This window comes from Kitasatospora sp. SUK 42 (assembly GCF_015776785.2).
GTDB lineage: Bacteria > Actinomycetota > Actinomycetes > Streptomycetales > Streptomycetaceae > Kitasatospora.
In genome coordinates, this window is the sequence record NZ_LFMD02000002.1 from 694,290 (window position 1) to 711,411 (window position 17,122).

At 73.1% G+C, this 17,122-nt stretch carries 12 protein-coding genes; 2 read left to right on the plus strand and 10 right to left on the minus strand.

The window, feature by feature from the left end; genetic code table 11:
• Window positions 1-202 precede the first annotated feature (202 nt).
• Window positions 203-781 carry a hypothetical protein gene (locus RZ50_RS02880; protein ID WP_196946891.1) on the minus strand — a complete coding sequence of 193 codons (579 nt, stop codon included), beginning with the start codon at window positions 779-781 and terminating at the stop codon, window positions 203-205.
• Between the two features lie 402 nt (window positions 782-1,183).
• Entirely contained in the window at window positions 1,184-2,596 is a 1,413-nt protein-coding gene (gene proS / locus RZ50_RS02885) for a proline--tRNA ligase (protein ID WP_196946890.1), read from the minus strand.
• Between the two features lie 200 nt (window positions 2,597-2,796).
• Between proS and RZ50_RS02890 the strand changes: the two genes are divergently transcribed.
• Window positions 2,797-3,621: a class I SAM-dependent methyltransferase gene (locus RZ50_RS02890; protein ID WP_196946889.1), complete on the plus strand. Its 825-nt coding sequence runs from the start codon at window positions 2,797-2,799 to the stop codon at window positions 3,619-3,621.
• Between the two features lie 55 nt (window positions 3,622-3,676).
• Here the strand turns inward: RZ50_RS02890 and ftsH are convergent, their stop codons facing one another.
• The 7 genes from ftsH to RZ50_RS02925 form a co-directional block, all read right to left on the minus strand.
• Window positions 3,677-5,713: an ATP-dependent zinc metalloprotease FtsH gene (ftsH, locus tag RZ50_RS02895; RefSeq protein WP_196946888.1), complete on the minus strand. Its 2,037-nt coding sequence runs from the start codon at window positions 5,711-5,713 to the stop codon at window positions 3,677-3,679.
• A gap of 72 nt (window positions 5,714-5,785) precedes the next feature.
• Window positions 5,786-6,328 carry a GNAT family N-acetyltransferase gene (locus RZ50_RS02900; RefSeq protein ID WP_196946887.1) on the minus strand — a complete coding sequence of 181 codons (543 nt, stop codon included), beginning with the start codon at window positions 6,326-6,328 and terminating at the stop codon, window positions 5,786-5,788.
• 148 nt (window positions 6,329-6,476) lie between these two features.
• Window positions 6,477-8,042, minus strand: coding sequence for a signal recognition particle protein (ffh, locus tag RZ50_RS02905; RefSeq protein ID WP_196946926.1), 1,566 nt, complete (start codon window positions 8,040-8,042; stop codon window positions 6,477-6,479).
• Between the two features lie 101 nt (window positions 8,043-8,143).
• Window positions 8,144-10,639, minus strand: coding sequence for a [protein-PII] uridylyltransferase (locus RZ50_RS02910; protein WP_196946886.1), 2,496 nt, complete (start codon window positions 10,637-10,639; stop codon window positions 8,144-8,146).
• Window positions 10,640-10,653: 14 nt separating this feature from the next.
• Window positions 10,654-10,992 carry a P-II family nitrogen regulator gene (locus RZ50_RS02915; protein ID WP_196946885.1) on the minus strand — a complete coding sequence of 113 codons (339 nt, stop codon included), beginning with the start codon at window positions 10,990-10,992 and terminating at the stop codon, window positions 10,654-10,656.
• A complete protein-coding gene (locus tag RZ50_RS02920) occupies window positions 10,992-12,446 on the minus strand; it encodes an ammonium transporter (RefSeq protein ID WP_254801962.1) in 1,455 nt (484 codons plus the stop codon). Before RZ50_RS02920 ends, RZ50_RS02915 begins: the two co-directional genes overlap by 1 nt.
• A 319-nt stretch (window positions 12,447-12,765) precedes the next feature.
• The gene (locus tag RZ50_RS02925) at window positions 12,766-14,220 is read right to left on the minus strand and encodes a hypothetical protein (RefSeq protein ID WP_196946884.1); all 1,455 of its coding nucleotides are present in this window, start codon (window positions 14,218-14,220) and stop codon (window positions 12,766-12,768) included.
• 618 nt (window positions 14,221-14,838) lie between these two features.
• On the opposite strand from RZ50_RS02925, the gene RZ50_RS02930 reads away from it, so the two are divergent.
• Entirely contained in the window at window positions 14,839-15,516 is a 678-nt protein-coding gene (locus tag RZ50_RS02930; protein WP_196946883.1) for a bifunctional DNA primase/polymerase, read from the plus strand.
• A 159-nt stretch (window positions 15,517-15,675) separates the two neighbouring features.
• Here RZ50_RS02930 and ftsY read toward each other — a convergent pair whose 3' ends face one another.
• Window positions 15,676-16,887: a signal recognition particle-docking protein FtsY gene (ftsY, locus tag RZ50_RS02935; protein ID WP_196946882.1), complete on the minus strand. Its 1,212-nt coding sequence runs from the start codon at window positions 16,885-16,887 to the stop codon at window positions 15,676-15,678.
• Between the last annotated feature and the right edge of the window lie 235 nt (window positions 16,888-17,122).

Genomic DNA, 17,122 nt, shown 5'->3' on the forward strand with positions numbered 1-17,122 from the left:
GGAACCACTGCCCGGTGCGCGGCCGCGCACCGCCGCTCAGGGTCCGACCGGGAGCCCCCGCTCCCGGTCAGCCCACGGACTCACCGGTACCGATCCATCCATCCGGTCGGTCGCTCCGGCGCATCGGCTGCCCGCACAGCCGTCGGCCGGTTCCGGTTTCCCGGCTACGCGATCCTGACCGGGTTACGCGGTCCCGACCGGGTTAAGCGATCTTGAACGGCTGCTGGCACGCCCCGCAGACGATCGACGCCTGCGCGAGCACCGACGGCACGACGCGGACGTTGCGCCCGCAGCCGCAGACCGCCTTGACCCGGACGCCGCCCCCGGAGGAGCCGTGCCGGGCGGCCGGGCCGCGGAAGGCGCGGTTCGCGCCCTCGCCGGCCACCGCCTCCTGGTGCGCACCGAGGGCGCGGTCCAGGCGTTCGATGGTCTCGGCGTAACGTTCCTGGGTCTCCTTGAGCATGGTCACCTGGGAGAAGCCGCTGCTGGCGTGCGGCTCGACCGGGTGCGCCAGACCGAGCTCGGAGGCGAGCATCAGGAAGCGCCGGTTGTGGTAGCGGCCGGCCCGCGAGGTGTCCCGGATGTCCCGGGCCGCGGCCAGACCGTGGGCAGCCTCGTGGAGGAGCCGCTCGAAGCCGAGCCGCGTGCCACAGGCCGAGGAGGACTCGCCGATCAGTGCCTCGGGCGAGGCCAGGTCGGGGAGGTCCTGGTGGTAGGCCTGGATGTCACTCCAGGCGGCGGCCAGTTCGGCCGCGAGAACGAGGGGCTGTGTCGTGCTCACGCTAGACCAACGATGCAGAGTGAGCCGATGTTCCGCATGTTCCCGTTCTCCGGGAATTCCCAGGGAACTCCCAGGAATGCGCGACTGCGCGCGAATTGCGCGTTCCGGATCTGACGCAAGACCAACCCCCTGCCGGTTTCGGCCCGTCGAAGAGTCGGCGGGCCTCGTGAATTCCGTCCCCGGGGGCGGGCTGTCGCCCCCTGGACGTACGGCCCGCGGACCTGCCGAAGTTGACAGGGCCACGGGCCGTACACCGTACCGCTATTCCGTTAATACCGGCAGTTGACCGGCCAGTAGGGATGTCCGGTGCCGGGACGCCTCTGCGAAAGTTACCGGATTCTTACTCACCCGCATTCCGGGCAAATGTCGCCGGTAACGGTCACTACCCGTGAGTAAGAGGTATCAGTACGCGCGGGCGACGATCGCGATATTGCCGTCCTGGTCGTCCGACTGCGGCACCGAACCGTCGGCCGCGACGATGCAGCGCACCGAGACGCCCTGCTCGGACAGCTTGGCCTCGCCCTCCGGACCGAGCTCGGCCCAGGAGATCCGGCCCCAGCCGGTCGCGGCGGCCTCGGCGGCCTCGTCGATGGTCTTGACGTCGACGGTGCGGGCCTCGCGGCGCTCGCGGGACTGGCGCAGCAGCAGCGCCTGGTCCTCGTCCAGGATGCCCGGCAGCAGCGCGGCCAGGGCGTCGATGGAGACCGGCTCCTTGCCGCCCGGGATGCGGCGGGCCAGCATCGCGGTGCCGTTCTCCAGGTCGCGCGGGCCGACCTCGATGCGCAGCGGAACGCCCTTGAGCTCCCAGTCGACGGCGCGGCGGCCGAACGGGGTGTCGGTGCGGTCGTCGACCACGACCCGGATGCCGGCCGCCTCCAGCGCGGCGCCGATCTCGCGGACCTTGGCGATGACCGCGTCGTCGCCCTTGATGGCGAGCACGACGGCCTGGACCGCGGCCAGGCGCGGGGGCACCCGCAGGCCGTTGTCGTCGCCGTGGGACATGATCAGGCCGCCGACCATGCGGGTCGAGACGCCCCAGGAGGTCTGCCAGACGTACTCGCGCTCGGCGCCCTGCAGCTGGTAGGTGGTGTTGAACGCCTTGGCGAAGTTCTGGCCCAGCTCGTGGCTGGTGCCCATCTGCAGCGCCTTGCCGTCACCCATCATGCCTTCGAGGGTGAGGGTGTTGATGGCGCCGGCGAAGCGCTCCTTGGCGGTCTTGCGGCCGAGCACGACGTCGATGCCGAGCACGTTGGTCATGAAGTCGCCGTAGACGTCGGTGTGGATCATCGACGCGTAGGCGCGGGCGTCCTCGTACGTGGCGTGGGCGGTGTGGCCCTCCTGCCAGAGGAACTCGGTGGTGCGCAGGAAGACGCGCGGGCGCAGCTCCCAACGGACCACGTTGGCCCACTGGTTGATCAGCAGGGGCAGGTCGCGGTGGCTCTGTACCCACTTGGAGAAGTACTCGTTGATGATCGTCTCGGAGGTGGGCCGGACCACGACCGGCTCCTCCAGCTGCTTGCCACCGCCGTGGGTGACCACCGCGAGCTCGGGCGCGAAGCCCTCGACGTGCTCGGCTTCCTTGGTCAGGTAGGACTGCGGGATGAACATCGGGAAGTAGGCGTTCTGCGCGCCCGCCTTCTTGATGCGCGCGTCCATCTCCTGCTGCATCCGCTCCCACAGGCCGTAGCCATACGGTCGGATGACCATGGTGCCGCGCACCGGACCGTTGTCGGCCAGCTCGGCCTTGTTGATGAGGTCCTGGTACCAGCGCGGGAAGTCTTCCGCCTGAGGGGTGAGAACGGGTGCCTTAGCCATGGGCCGAATGGTACGGGGAGCGGCCCCCCGACTTCGAATCGGTATCACACCCGCGGCCCCCGCAGGGGGCGCACGACCGTGACACGCGCGCACCACCCTGCACCCCTCTGGACGCCGGGCCCGACCCGCTGTTCGCTGGAGTGGGGCGGGACTTTGGGGGAGCCGTAGCAGCACACCTAAGGACCGGATGGGAGGCCGCGATGGCTTCAGCTCGGACGACCGGTGCGACCGTACGACCCACGGGCGTACGGCCGCACCACCCACGGCCCGGGGCCGCCCGGCCCGCGCGGGCGCGCGACTGGGCGGAGATCCAGGAACGCATGCTGGTGCCGCTCTACGAGGCGGTCTACGACCGGTTGGAGGTCGGCCCGGCGAGCAGTGTGCTGGGGCTGGGCTGCCGGTCCGGACTGGCCCTGCTGCTCGCGGCCGGACGGGGTGCCCAGGTCGCCGGGCAGGAGCCGCAGGAGGAGCTGCGCGAGCTGGCGCGGGACCGTCGGCTACGGGTGTGCGCGGGGCCCCGGCCGACCGCCGCCGTCCCCCGCTCGGCCCATTCGCTGGTGACCGTTTTCGAGCAGTTGCCCGGCGCCGCCGAGCCCTGCTCCGTGATCGCCGAGGCCGCCCGGTTCGCCCTCCCGGGCGGGCACGTGGTGCTGGCCGCCTGGGGCCCGACGGAGCGCTGCGAGAGCGCCCCGGTGCTGGACGTGGCACGCCGGATGGCGGGCCGGACCACCGCGCGCGACCCCTTCGAGCTGAGCGTGCCCGGTGCCCTGGAGGACCTGCTGGCCCCGGCCGGCCTGCGCCCGGCCGGCAGCGGCCGGGTGAGCTGCCCGTTCGCCTACCCGGACCTGGACAGCGCGGTGCGCGGCCTGCTCTCCACCGGGCTGTTCGAGCCGGCCGAGGAGTTCTCCGGCGCCTCGCTGGTGGCCAAGGAGCTGGAGGAGGCGCTGCAGCCGTACCTGCGCGCGGACGGCTCGGTCCGGATGGAGAACGTCTTCCGCTACCTGGTCGCCGAGCGGCCGCGCTGACGGAACGAAAACCGGGGGCGCCCGCCACCCTGGCGAGCGCCCCCGGTCATAGCCCTCACGCCCGGTCGAGCGACTTCCCGCCGGAACCGTCGGCGCCACCGGAACCGCCGGAGCCCCCAGGACCACCGGAACCACCGGCAGCGCCGGCACCACCGGCAGCGTCGGGCCCGTCCTCCTCGGACGTCTTCCGCGGCACCCCCGCCGCCCGGTAGGCCTCCGCCTCGTCCAGCGTCTCCGCCTCCAGCAGCGCCGCCGCGAGCGCGTCCAGCCGGTGCCGCTGCTCGGTCAGGATCCGCACCGCGTCCTCGTAGCACTCGGCGACGATCCGCCGGGCCTCCTCGTCCACCGCGTCCAGCGTGGTCGGCGCGGCGGAGAGCCCGTACGCACCGGCGCCCTGCACGTCCGCGGGCACCGCGGTGAGCCGCCCGACCCGCTCGCTCATCCCCCAGCGCCCGGCCATCCCGCGGGCGATGCTGGTGACCTGCTCCAGGTCGCTCTCCGCGCCGGTGGTGATCACCCCGTAGACCACCTGCTCGGCGGCCATCCCGCCGAGCGCGCCGATGATCCGGCCGCGCAGGTAGGGCTCGGTGTACGAGTAGCGGTCGTTCTCCGGGGTGGAGAGGGTGACGCCGAGCGCCCGGCCGCGCGGCACGATGGTGATCTTCCGGACCGGGTCCGCGCCCGGCTGGAGCATGCCCAGCAGCGCGTGCCCGCTCTCGTGGTACGCCGTCCGCTCGCGCTCCTCCTGCGGCATCACCAGCGGCCGCACGGCGCCGAGTTGGACCTTCTCCAGGGCGTCCGAGAGGTCCCGCTCGTTGACCGCGTCCTGCTCGCGCTTGACGGCCAGCAGGGCGGCCTCGTTGACCAGGTTGGCGAGCTCGGCACCGGTCATCCCGGGGGTGACCTTGGCCAGCTGGTTGAGGTCGGTGTCGCCGGCCAGCGGGACGGCCCGGGTGTGGATGCGCAGGATGGCGGCGCGGCCCTCCCGGTCGGGCGGGCTGACGGTGATCCGCCGGTCGAAGCGTCCGGGGCGCAGCAGCGCGGGGTCGAGCACGTCGGCCCGGTTGGTGGCGGCGATCACGATGACGCCCTCGGAGCCGGTGAAGCCGTCCATCTCGGTGAGGATCTGGTTGAGCGTCTGCTCGCGCTCGTCGTGCCCGCCCATGCCGCCGCCGGCGCCGCGCTGGCGGCCGATGGTGTCGATCTCGTCGATGAAGATGATGGCCGGGGCGACCTTGCGGGCCTCGGCGAACAGTTCGCGCACCCGGCTGGCGCCGACGCCGACGATCATCTCGATGAACTCGGAGGCGGAGGCGGAGAAGAACGGCACGTTCGCCTCACCGGCCACGGCCCGGGCGAGCAGCGTCTTGCCGGTCCCGGGCGGGCCGCTGAGCAGCACGCCGCGCGGCATCTTGGCGCCGAGCCTGCGGTACCGGTCGGGGTTCTTCAGGTAGTCGACCACCTCGGTGAGTTCGGCCTCGACCTCGTCGATGCCGGCCACGTCGGCGAAGGTGGTGCGCTTGCCCTGCTCGGCGGTGACCGGTTTGGGCGGCGCCTTGCGGCCGAGCGGTCCGCCGCCGAGGCCGCCGGCCATCCGGCGGGCGAGCAGCACCCAGATGAAGACCAGCAGCAGCATCGGGGCGAGCGAGATCAGCAGGTTGGTGAGGAAGCTGCGCTGCTGGACCGGCGAGGTGGCGGTGACCTCGACGCCGTGCTGCTGCAGCGTGGCCCACAGGTTGTCCCCGGCGAAGGACGGCCGCTGGGTGTCGAACTCGGTGTAGTTGCCCTTGCCGCCGTCCGGTTTGGGCTGGGCGCTCTTGAGGGTCCCCTCGATCGAGTCGCCCTTGGAGTAGATCTTGGTGATGTTGCCCTTGTTCAACTGGTTGTTGAACTCGGTGTAGGAGATCGTGGTGGCGGCCTCGTTGCCGAAGAAGGACAGCAGCACGTCGGAGATCAGGAACACGACGAGTGCGGTGAGGACGAGGCCCGCCCAGCCACCGGGCATCCGGCGGCGGGGCGGTGGCGGGGGTGGGGCACCCTCGGACCGCCAGGGCTGGTCCGGGGTCTGGCGCGGCGGCACGGGTTCGGTCACCCACCGGACGATACGGACAGGCGTCCGGGCGGGCCAACCGCAACGCCGCGCCGGGGGCTCCCCCGACGAGGGTCACACCTCGGTTCCCGGCCACTCCTCGGCGGTCAGCGCGAAGCGCTCGTGGTCGCGCCAGTCCCCCTGGAGGAACAGCATCCGCGGGGTGAAGCCCTCGTGCCGGAAGCCGAGCCGCTTGGCCATCGCGATCGAGCGCTCGTTCTCCGGCTGCACGTTGATCTCCAGCCGGTGCAGGCCCAGCCCGCCGGCCGACTGCGGCGCGAAGCAGCGGTCCACGAGCAGCCGCAGGCCCTCGGTCATCCGCCCGGTGCCGGCGAACGGCAGGTACGAGTCGTAGCCCAGCGACGCGTTGCAGAAGCGGCCCATCACGATGTTGGCGACGTTCACCTTGCCGACCAGCCCGCCGGTCTCCCGGTCGAAGATCAGGAAGGTGCGCAGGCCCGCACCCTGGCGCTCCAGCAGATCGGGCAGGCCGTCCGGCTCGACCGGGTTCCACCGCCCGATGTGTTCGGCGGACCGGCGGACCGCCTCGGCGTACAGAACCACGTCCTCGGCCCTCGGGGCCCTGATCGTCACTCGCACACCAACATCATCGGACATGCGAACGGCCCGCCGCCCGGAGATCACCGAACGACGGGCCGATCGAAAGCCGGCCTTGACCGACGCAAGCCGATCAAGGCCGGTCAAAGCCGGTCAGGGGCCACACCCGGCCACGACCTACAGCCGGCTACGCGCACCTGGTCGAGGACTACAGCAGGTCCTTGAACTCCTTGGGCAGCTCGAAGTCCGCCGGGCCCTTGCCCGCGCCGAGCCCGAACGCGCCGCCGTCGGCCGGGCCCTGGCCGGCGCCCGGGCCGAGCGCGCGGCGCTCGGCGGCCGCGGCCTCCTCCTGCGCCCGCTTCAGCGGGTTGCCGCTCTTGCGCTTGCCCTTGGCCTGCGGGGCCTTCTTGGCGGACTTCTTCCCGCCGCCGCCCATGCCCGGGATCCCCGGCATGCCGGGCACACCCTTGCCGGAGGCCATCGCGGACATCATCTTGCGGGCGTCGAAGAACCGCTCGACCAGGTTCTTGACCTCGCCGACCTGGACGCCCGAACCCTTGGCGATGCGGGCCCGGCGGGAGCCGTTGATCAGCTCCGGCTCGGCGCGCTCGGCCGGGGTCATCGACTTGATGATCGCGCCGACCCGGTTGACGTCCTTGTCGTCGATGTTGTTGATCTGGTCCCGGATCTGCCCCATGCCGGGCAGCATGCCGAGCAGCTTGGAGATCGAGCCCATCTTCTGGACCTGCTCCAGCTGGGACAGGAAGTCGTCCAGGGTGAACTGCTTCGGACCGCCGCGCAGCTTGGCGGCGATCTTCTCGGCCTCCTCCTGCGAGAAGGTCTGCTCGGCCTTCTCGATCAGCGAGAGGACGTCACCCATGCCGAGGATGCGCGAGGCCATCCGGTCCGGGTGGAACGCGTCGAAGTCGTCGACCTTCTCGCCGTTGGAGGCGAACATGATCTGCCGACCGGTGACGTGCGCGACCGACAGGGCGGCACCGCCGCGGGCGTCGCCGTCGAGCTTGGAGAGCACGACACCGGTGAAGTCGACGCCGTCGAGGAAGGCCTGCGCGGTGGTGACCGCGTCCTGGCCGATCATCGCGTCGACGACGAACAGGACCTCGTCCGGGTTCACCGCGGCGCGGATGTCGGCGGCCTGCTGCATCAGCTCGGCGTCGATGCCCAGGCGGCCGGCGGTGTCGACGATGACGACGTCGTACTGCTTCTGCTTGGCGTACTCGATCGAGTCCTTGGCGACCTGCACCGGGTCGCCGACGCCGTTGCCCGGCTGCGGGCCGTAGAAGGCCACGCCGGCGCGCTCGGCGACCACCTGGAGCTGGGTGACCGCGTTGGGGCGCTGGAGGTCACAGGCGACCAGCAGCGGGGTGTGCTTCTGCTTCTTCAGCCAGAGGCCGAGCTTGCCCGCGAGGGTGGTCTTACCCGCACCCTGGAGGCCGGCGAGCATGATGACCGTCGGGCCGTTCTTGGCGAACCGCACCCGGCGGGTCTCGCCGCCGAGGATCGCGACGAGCTCCTCGTTGACGATCTTGATGATCTGCTGCGCCGGGTTCAGCGCGCCGGAGACCTCGGACCCGAGCGCCCGCTCCTTGACCTGCTTGATGAAGGCCCGGACGACCGGCAGCGCGACGTCCGCCTCCAGCAGCGCGATGCGGATCTCGCGGGCGGTGGCGTCGATGTCCGCCTCGCTCAGGCGGCCCTTGCCCCGGAGGTTCTTGAACGTCGCTGCGAGGCGATCGGAAAGGGTGTCGAACACGTCGGCGCGGGTCCTCTGCGGCATCGGTATCGGTACGGTCGTCGTCCCCCAGGGTATCCGGCCGCCCCGGGTACGGTCTCCACCCCTGCCCGGTCCGGTTCTCAGCCCAGCGCCGCCCGGACCGCCGCCGCCACCTCCCCGGACCGCTCGGCGGTGAGCGGCCGGCCCTCCGGATCGGTCAGGTAGAAGGAGTCGACGGCCTCCGCGCCCAGCGTGGAGACGTACGCGGTGCGCACCCGCACGCCCGCCCCGTCCAGCGCCCGGCCGATCCGGTGCAGCAGCCCGGGGGCGTCGTGCGCACGGACCTCCAGGACGGTCGCGGTCGCCGAGGCCACCGCGGGCGCCACCGCCACCAGCGGCGGCGGGGTCGGTATCCCCCGGCGGCGCGGGGCGGCGGCGTCCCGCTCGGTGAGGCGCCGGGCGACGTCCAGCGAGCCGTCCAGCGCCCGGCGCAGGTCGGCGCGCAGCCGGGCGGCCTCGGGCGGCTCGCCGTACTCGGCGGCCACCCGCCAGGACAGCAGCAGCACCGGGCCGGCGCCGATCGGGTCCAGTTCGCGCAGGCCCGCCGAGCGGACGGTCAGCCGGTGCAGCGCGAGCACCCCGGCGACGGTGCCGAGCAGCCCGGGCCGGTCCGGGACGGCCAGGTTCAGTTCGACGCCCATCGGCTCGGTGCCCTGGTCCGCGCTCTGATCCACGCCCTGGTCCGCACGCTTGTCCACACGCTTGTCCGCACCCGGGGCCTGGGCCCGCAGGGACAGCGCCGGACCGCCGGTGCGGGCGGCCTCGACGGCGAGCCGCTCCTGCTCGACGGTCGGTGCGGCCGTCACCTCCGCGCCCCCTCCCCCGGTCCCGCCCCCGTCCAGCCGCGCGGCGGCCCGGGCCACCAGGCCGTCCACCAGCGAGGCGCGCCAGCGGCTCCACACGGCCGGGCCGGTGGCCAGCGCGTCGGCCTCGGTGAGCGCGTGCAGCAGCTCCAGCTCGGGCAGGGTGCCGACCGCCTTGGTGACCGCCTCGACGGTCGCCGGGTCGTCCGGGTCGCGCCGGGTCGCGGTGTCCACCAGGGTCAGGTGGTGGCGGACCAGCACCGCCAGGGTCTCGGTGTCCTCGGGCGGGAAGCCCATCCGGGCGGCCAGGTCGCGGACGATCACCTCGCCCGCCGCGCTGTGGTCGCCGGGCCACCCCTTGCCGATGTCGTGCAGCAGCGCGGCGACCAGCAGCAGGTCCGGCCGGGCCACCCGGCGGGTCATCGCGGCGGCCCGGACCGCCGTCTCCACCAGGTGCCGGTCCACCGTCCAGCGGTGCACCGCGTTGCGCTGCGGACGGCAGCGGACCCGCTCCCAGTCCGGCAGCAGCCGGGTGACCAGGCCCTGCGCCTCCAGCGCCTCCCACACCGGGACGGCCGCCGCCCCCGCGCCGAGCAGGGCGACCAGCCGCTCGCGTGCCTCGTCCGGCCAGGGCACCGGCAGCGGGCGGCACTCGGCGGCCAGCCGGCGCACCGTCGCATGGGAGACGGTCAGCCCGTTCTGCGCCGCGGCGGCCGCGGCGCGCAGCGGCAGCACCGGGTCGGCGGCAGGGCGGGCGGCCTGGGCGAGCACCGCCTCGCCGTCCTGTTCGACCACGCCCTCGGCGAGCGGGCGGCGCTGGACCGCGCCCCGGGCCACCGCGCCGGTGCCGCGTCCGGCGCCGGTGAAGGGGAAGGCCAGCCGGCCCACCCGGCGGCCCCGGCCGGAGCGGGCGGCGAGCACCCGGTCCACCGCCCGCCAGGTGACGTCGCTCGCGTAGGCGATCGTGCGGGCGGCCTCGTAGACCTGGCGCAGCAGGGTGTCGGCGTCCAGGACGCCGAGCCGCTCGGCGACCTGGTCCTGGTCCTGCAGGCTGAGCCGCTCGGTGGCCCGGCCGGTGGTTAGGTGCAGCGCGTCGCGGACGTCGGCGAGCCGCAGCGCGGCGGCGGCCAGGCCGTCCCGGGGCGCGTCGGCGAGCCAGGTGGCGGCGACGGCGTCGAGCGCGACCAGGTCGCGCAGACCGCCGCGGGACTCCTTGAGGTCGGGCTCCAGCAGGAAGGACAGCTCGCCGTGCCGCTCGGCCCGCTCCCGGCCCAGCTCCTGGAGCTCGGGCAGGCGCGCGGGGGCGCTCGCGCGCCAGTCGGTGAGCACCGCGGAGCGCAGCGCGGCGGTGAGCGCCCCGTCCCCCGCGAGGTGGCGGGCGTTCAGCAGGCCCAGCTGGGCCTTGAGGTCGGCGGCGGCGACGGAACGGGCCTCGGCGACGGTGCGCACCGAGTGGTCGAGCCGGGCGCCGGCGTCCCAGACCGGGTACCAGATCCGCTCGGGCAGCTCCCGGGCGATCGGTCCGTCGTGCAGCAGCAGGACGTCCAGGTCGCTGCGCGGGGACAGCTCGCCCCGCCCGTAGCCGCCGACCGCGACCAGCGCGACGCCGGAGGGCGGGGCGCCGGCCGCGGCGAGCAGCCCGGCCAGCCAGTCGTCGGTGAGCCGGGCGAGCGCGGCGCGGCGGGGTCGGCCGGTCAGGCCGGGGGCGGCGAGCAGCGCGGCCCGGGCGGCGGCGTGGTCGCCCGGGCCCACCGGGCTGGTCGGGGTGGTCATGCCGGGCGCCGGGGCTACAGGGCGTCCGGGCCGCGTTCGCCGGTGCGGACCCGGACGGCGGTGTCGACCGGGACGCTCCACACCTTCCCGTCGCCGATCCTGCCGGTCCGGGCGGCCTTGACCAGGACCTCGATCAGCTCGTCGGCGTCCTCGTCCTCGGTCAGGACCTCGATCCTGACCTTCGGCACGAGGTCCACGGTGTACTCGGCGCCCCGGTAGACCTCGGTGTGGCCGCGCTGGCGGCCGTAGCCGCTGGCCTCGGTGACGGTCAGGCCGTGGACCCCGAAGGCCTGCAGGGCGGCCTTGACCTCGTCCAGGCGGTACGGCTTGATCACGGCGGTGATGAGCTTCATCAGGCGTCGACCTCGGTCCTCTTGACGGTCTTCCCGGCGCTCTTCTCGGCGCCCTTCCCGGCGGACTTCCCGCCACCCTTCTCGTCGGACTTCCCGTCGGAGTGCCCGTCGGACTTCTCGGCGGGCTTCCCGACGGGCGTGGCGGCCGGGGGCGAGGCCGCGAAGGTGAGGCCCGGGGTCTGCACGGCCCGGGCCAGGCCCGCGCCCACCGCGCTGAAATCGTAGGCGGACTCGGCGTGTTCGGCCTGGTCGATGCCGGCCACCTCGACCTCCTCGGCGACCCGGAAGCCGACCAGCCGGTCCACCGCCTTGGCCAGCAGCCAGGACAGCGCGAAGGAGTACGCCGCGACCACCGCCACGCCCATCGCCTGCCTGCCGAGCTGGCCGAACCCGCCGCCGTAGAACAGGCCCCTGGCGGTCTGGCCGACCCTGCCGGTGGCGAACAGGCCGACCAGCAGCGAGCCGACCGCCCCGCCCACCGCGTGCACGCCGACCACGTCGAGCGAGTCGTCGAAGCCCCAGCGATACTTGAGCGAGACGGCGGCGGCGCAGACCGCACCCGCGACCAGGCCGATCGCCACCGCGCCGAGTGGGCTGACCGAGCCGCAGGCCGGGGTGATCGCGACCAGCCCGGACACCGCTCCGGAGGCGGCACCCAGTGTGGTGAACGCGCCGTGCCGGAGCTTCTCGTAGACCAGCCAGCCGACCAGCGCCGCCCCGGTGGCGACCTGGGTGTTCACCGCCGCCATCGCGGCCACCCCGTTGGCGGCCAGCGCCGAGCCCGCGTTGAAGCCGAACCAGCCGAACCACAACAGCCCGGAGCCGAGCATCACCAGCGGCAGGCTGTGCGGGCGCATCGGGTCCTTCTTGAAGCCGACCCGCTTGCCCAGCACCAGGCAGAGCGCGAGGCCCGCGACCCCGGCGTTGATGTGCACGGCCGTGCCGCCGGCGAAGTCGATCACGCCGTTGCGGTCGCCCAGCCAGCCGCCGTGGCCGCCGTCGAAGAAGAACACCCAGTGCGCGACCGGGAAGTAGACGACGGTCACCCAGAGCGCGATGAACAGGCCCCAGGCGGCGAACTTGGCCCGGTCCGCGACGGCGCCGCTGATCAGCGCCGGTGTGATGATCGCGAACATCAGCTGGAAGAGCGCGAACGCCGTCACCGGGATGGACCCGGTCAGCTCGTTCAGCCCGACGCCGCGCATCCCGAGGAAGTCCAGGTTGCCGATGAGCCCCGCGAAGGAGTCGGGCCCGAAGCTGAGCGAGTATCCGTACAGGACCCAGAGCACGCTGACGATGCCGAGCGAGAGGAAGCTCATCGCCAGCATGTTCAGGGTGCTCTTGGCCCTGACCATGCCCCCGTAGAAGAAGGCCAGGCCCGGGGTCATCACCATGACCAGGGCCGCACTGATGAGCACGAAGGCGGTGTCGCCCGCGCTGAAGCCGTCCGGCATCGGCGTCTCCTCTGCGTCCAAACCGTTCTACCCCGGGATCCGTCCCGTGCCCCCGGGTGTCGGCGATGAGAGGAGAGTGCCGAAGGCTGGTTTCGGCGAGTGCGGCCGGTTGTTTCGCGGCCGTGACGCATGCGTCGCGCGGGTTACGAGCGCGTGAACCGCCGCCCCGCCACACGGCCGGACGGGTGACCGGGCCACCGCCCCGGAGCCGCCGGTGCCCCAACCGCCACCGACCGTGGCGGCGGCGGCCGTCACGGTCGGTGGAGTCGGCGGAAAGGCCGCGTCAGCGGGGGCGGACGTCAGCGGAAAGGCGGCGGCGTCACACCACCGAGACGAACTCGGGGATGTCCTGGACGACCCGCTCCTTGAGCCGGCTCACCGCGTCCACGCCCTTGAACCGGGCGGCCGCGGCCTCCGTGGTCTTGCGGACCCGGGAGTTCAGCCGCTCCGACCGCACCTTGGTGGCGATGTCCACCGCCTGCTCGGCCATCACCACCGCCTGCTCGGCCTCCTTCTGCAGCAGGTGCACGCTGGCCATGCCGATCAGGTTGAAGGCGTACGACCGCACGTGGTCGTCGTCCTGGCGGAAGAGGTCGACCGCCCGCTCCATCACCGGCGCCGACATCGAGGCGTACAGCTGGGCGTTGTCCGAGTGGTAGGCGAGGTCGCGGAAGGAGTGCGCGTTCTCCGCGTTCAGCTCGGCCGGGGAGAAGAACTTCAGCCAGTCCGGGTCCTGGTCCCCCTCGCGGATGTCGGTGAAGGTGTCCTCGGACAGCCGGATCGCCCGGGCGCAGCGGTTCACCTCGCCGACGGTGGCGTAGGCGCGCGCCTCCATCGCGTACAGCAGCGACTGCTGGCGCGGGGTGGCGGTGTCGCGGCTGCCGTACTGCGCCAGGTGGATGAGCTCCAGGGCGTCCTCGCCCCGGTTGAGGTGGATCATCTGGCGGCTCATGTCGGTGAGGATCAGCGCGCCGAACGGGCGGTCGCCGGCCTCCTTGGCGGCGTGCAGCGCGAGCACGTAGTACTTCTGCGCACTCGGGTGCATCCCGACGTCGTACGACATCCAGCCGGCCAGGTGGGCCAGCTCGGCGGTGAGCCGGAACAACCGCTTGGTGGTGTCCTCGCTGTACGTCTCCTGGAGCAGGTCGGTGACCTCGTGGAGCTGGCCGACCACGGCCTTGCGGCGCAGGCCGCCGCCGTTCTGGGCGTCCCACTGGCGGAACATGACCGTGGTCTGCTCCAGCAGTTCCAGCTCGGGCTCGGAGAGCCGGCCGGTGAAGGCCTCGCCGCCGTTGGCCGCGGTGAGGATCGGGGTGGGCATGCCGGTGGGGCCGGGGGTGAGCCAGCGCTGCATCGGCTCGATCAGCGCGGCGCCGGCGGTCAGCGCGAGCGAGGTGCCGAGGAAGCCCCGGCGGTTGAGCATGAGGTCGCTGCGGGAGTAGTCGCTGATCAGCTGGACGGTCTGCGGCGCGCTCCACGGCAGGTCCACGCCGCCGCCCACCGTGGAGACCGGGATCGCGGCGCGCAGGCCGAGGTCCTCGATCGAGACCACGGAGCCGAAGCGCTCGGAGAACAGCTCGGACATGATCTTGGGGATCGGCTCCCGGGGCTGCTCGCCGTCGAGCCAGCGGCGCACCCGGGAGGTGTCGGTGGACACGTGGTGGGCGCCGATCTGGCGGGCCCGGCGGTTGACCTGACGGGCCAACTCGCCCTTTGACCAGCCACTGCGGGCGAACCACGTGGTCAGCTTCTCATTCGGTTGCTTCTCTGCCATGGGAGCGTCCCATCCCGCCCGGCCCCTCGCGGGGCCCCCGATCGTGACCGCCCGACGGTTGCGGGCTCTTGCCAGACGTGCCGTGCCTGAGGTGTTGCGGTACCGCCTCGTCGTACTGGTGCGCCATCGTCGCGGACGGTGCGTCAGATTCACCAACTCCCGCTCCCCGACGGCCCGGAGCGGGTGCCCCGACGACGTCCGTGTGCTGAACGTAATGCCCCGCGAGGGGCCCGCGGGAGCGGCCCTGGCGAAACGCCACCTTTCGCCACCCCCAGGAGTGAACCGAAGCCCGGGGGCGCACGCTTCACTTAGGTAGTCCCAACGGTCCGGCATATGCGGGCCGCCAAGTCCTCCGACTCATCCCGGAAGACCCGGCAGACCCGTCAATCCACCGCAGTCACAGGCGAGTTCACCGCCCACTCCGGACGGCAACCGCCCCGCGCACCTGACGATCCGGCATCCTCGCCTCCGCCACAAGGCGGCGCCCGAGGCGCATCACGGCAACAGGCGCACGCCATGCGCTGCGCGCCGCCACCGCACCACGCACGACGCACCAGAGAAAACGACACACAGTCACCGTCCCGTAACCATCGGCAACGACAACCTGTTGGGGGAGGCATGGACAACCTGTTCGGCGAACTTCGACTGGGGCACCTGCGGCTGGCACCGCTGGGCGCGCGCCGCCGCACCAAGGCCACCGCGTCCCAGGCCGCCGCGGAGTACACCGGCCGCTGGGGCTGGGCGGTCGCCACCGGCGACCCTGCCGCCCCCGCCACCGCCCAGACCCGCTGTCCCTGCGGCTCCCACCGCTGCGCCGCGCCCGGCCTGCACCCCGTGCCGGGCATCGGGGTCCGGGCCCCCGCCACCGGCGCCGCGGACTCGGTGCTGTTCCTCACCGGCCGCGCCTTCGACGTGCTGGACGTCCCCGAGCAGGCCGGCCTCCAGGCGCTGGTCCGCCTGGAGCGGATGGGCACCCAGGTCGGCCCGGTGCTCGCCCCGCCCACCGGCCGGCTCCAGTTCCTGGTCGCCCCCGGCACCGCCCGCCGACTGCCCGACCTGCTGTACCGGATGGGCTGGGACGACGCCGCGCTCGACCTGACCTGCCACGGCGAGGGCAGCTACGTCGCCGCCCCGCCCACCGTCCTCGGCGGGCTCGGCCCGGTCCGCTGGCTGCGCCGCCCCACCCGCGACAACGCCGGCTGCCCCCCTGAGGCCCGGCTGCTGCTCGGCACCCTCGCCTACGCCTGCCACCGCGGCCGCGAGCGCACCGCCGAGCCGGTCTGGATGGCGTCCTGACCGAGGCCCCGCCGACACGGCGGCCCGCCTCCGGGCCACGCGCTGAGGCAGGCGAAGCGGAGGCAGCGAAGCGAGCGAGGGCAGGCGAAGCGAGGGCGGAGGCATGCGAAAGGGTCCGCCCCCTCACGGGAGCGGACCCTTCGTCGACGGGGGCTTCGGTCAGTCCCCGATCAGCGCGTCCACGAACGCGCCCGGCTCGAACGGCGCCAGGTCGTCCGCGCCCTCGCCCAGGCCGATCAGCTTGACCGGCACACCCAGCTCGCGCTGCACCGCGACCACGATGCCGCCCTTGGCGGTGCCGTCCAGCTTGGTCAGCACGATGCCGGTGATGTCCACCACCTCGGCGAACACCCGGGCCTGGATCAGACCGTTCTGACCGGTGGTGGCGTCCAGCACCAGCAGCACCTCGTCCACCGGGCCGTGCTTCTCGACGACCCGCTTGACCTTGCCCAGCTCGTCCATCAGGCCGGTCTTGGTGTGCAGTCGGCCGGCGGTGTCGATCAGCACGGTGTCCGCGCCCTCGGCGATGCCCTCCTTGACCGCGTCGAAGGCGATCGAGGCCGGGTCCCCGCCCTCGGGGCCGCGCACGGTGCGCGCGCCGACCCGCTCGCCCCAGGTCTGCAGCTGGTCCGCGGCGGCGGCCCGGAAGGTGTCGGCCGCGCCGAGCACCACCTTGCGGCCGTCGGCGACCAGGACGCGGGCGAGCTTGCCGGTGGTGGTGGTCTTGCCGACGCCGTTGACGCCGACGACCAGGACCACGGCCGGGCCCTCCTCGTGCTTGGTGGAGCGGACGGAACGGTCGGCGTCCTTGCCGACCAGCTCGACCAGCTCCTCGCGCAGCAGGCCGCGCAGTTCGTCGGGCGTACGGGTGCCGAGCACCTTCACCCGGGTGCGCAGCCGCTCGACCAGCTCCTGGGTCGGGGCGACGCCGACGTCCGCGGTGAGCAGGGTCTCCTCGATCTCCTCCCAGGTGTCCTCGTCCAGGTGCTCGCGCGAGAGCAGCGAGAGCAGGCCCTTGCCGAGCGAGTTCTGCGAGCGGGAGAGCCGGGAGCGCAGCCGGACCAGCCGGCCGGCGGTGGGCTCGGGGACCTCGACGGCGGGCGCCGCCTCGGCCACCTCGGGGGCCTCGACCTCGACGGCCTCGGGGGCCTCGGGGAGCGGGACCTCCTCGACGGTGCGGCGCGGCTCCTCGGTGGGCGGCGCGGCCTCCTCGCCGACCTGGGGTTCCTGCGGGGTGGTCTTCGGCGCCGTGATGACCGGCGCCTGCGACTTCGGGGGCAGCTCCCGGCGGCGTCTGCCGGAAACGACGAGGCCCGCGATCGCACTGATGGCGATCACGGCGATGACTACGGCGAGGATCACGTATTCCACATAAATCTCCTTCGTTGGGTCCCCCGACAGAGTGATCCTTCGGTCACCGACGCACTCGCGTCGCCGCCTCCCCTACGCTGACCAGTGTGCCGTTCGGCACCGGTCAGGGCTTGGCCGTCACGAGGTTGTTTCAACGGCTGAGTGAGAAGCCCCCTCGCAGGGCGAGGGGGAGGAGTCACAACCGCTCCAGTATCCGGGATCGGTCGCGCCGGGGGCAGCTGCCCCGGCACAGGTC

What these genes read in the sequence shown, in the direction of transcription:
- RZ50_RS02900 (WP_196946887.1), bottom strand. Translation starts at nt 6,328, where the DNA reads ATGTCCGATGATGTTGGTGTGCGAGTGACGATCAGGGCCCCGAGGGCC.
- RZ50_RS02930 (WP_196946883.1), top strand. Translation starts at nt 14,839, where the DNA reads ATGGACAACCTGTTCGGCGAACTTCGACTGGGGCACCTGCGGCTGGCA.
- RZ50_RS02915 (WP_196946885.1), bottom strand. Translation starts at nt 10,992, where the DNA reads ATGAAGCTCATCACCGCCGTGATCAAGCCGTACCGCCTGGACGAGGTC.
- proS (WP_196946890.1), bottom strand. Translation starts at nt 2,596, where the DNA reads ATGGCTAAGGCACCCGTTCTCACCCCTCAGGCGGAAGACTTCCCGCGC.
- RZ50_RS02920 (WP_254801962.1), bottom strand. Translation starts at nt 12,446, where the DNA reads ATGCCGGACGGCTTCAGCGCGGGCGACACCGCCTTCGTGCTCATCAGT.
- RZ50_RS02925 (WP_196946884.1), bottom strand. Translation starts at nt 14,220, where the DNA reads ATGGCAGAGAAGCAACCGAATGAGAAGCTGACCACGTGGTTCGCCCGC.
- RZ50_RS02910 (WP_196946886.1), bottom strand. Translation starts at nt 10,639, where the DNA reads ATGACCACCCCGACCAGCCCGGTGGGCCCGGGCGACCACGCCGCCGCC.
- RZ50_RS02890 (WP_196946889.1), top strand. Translation starts at nt 2,797, where the DNA reads ATGGCTTCAGCTCGGACGACCGGTGCGACCGTACGACCCACGGGCGTA.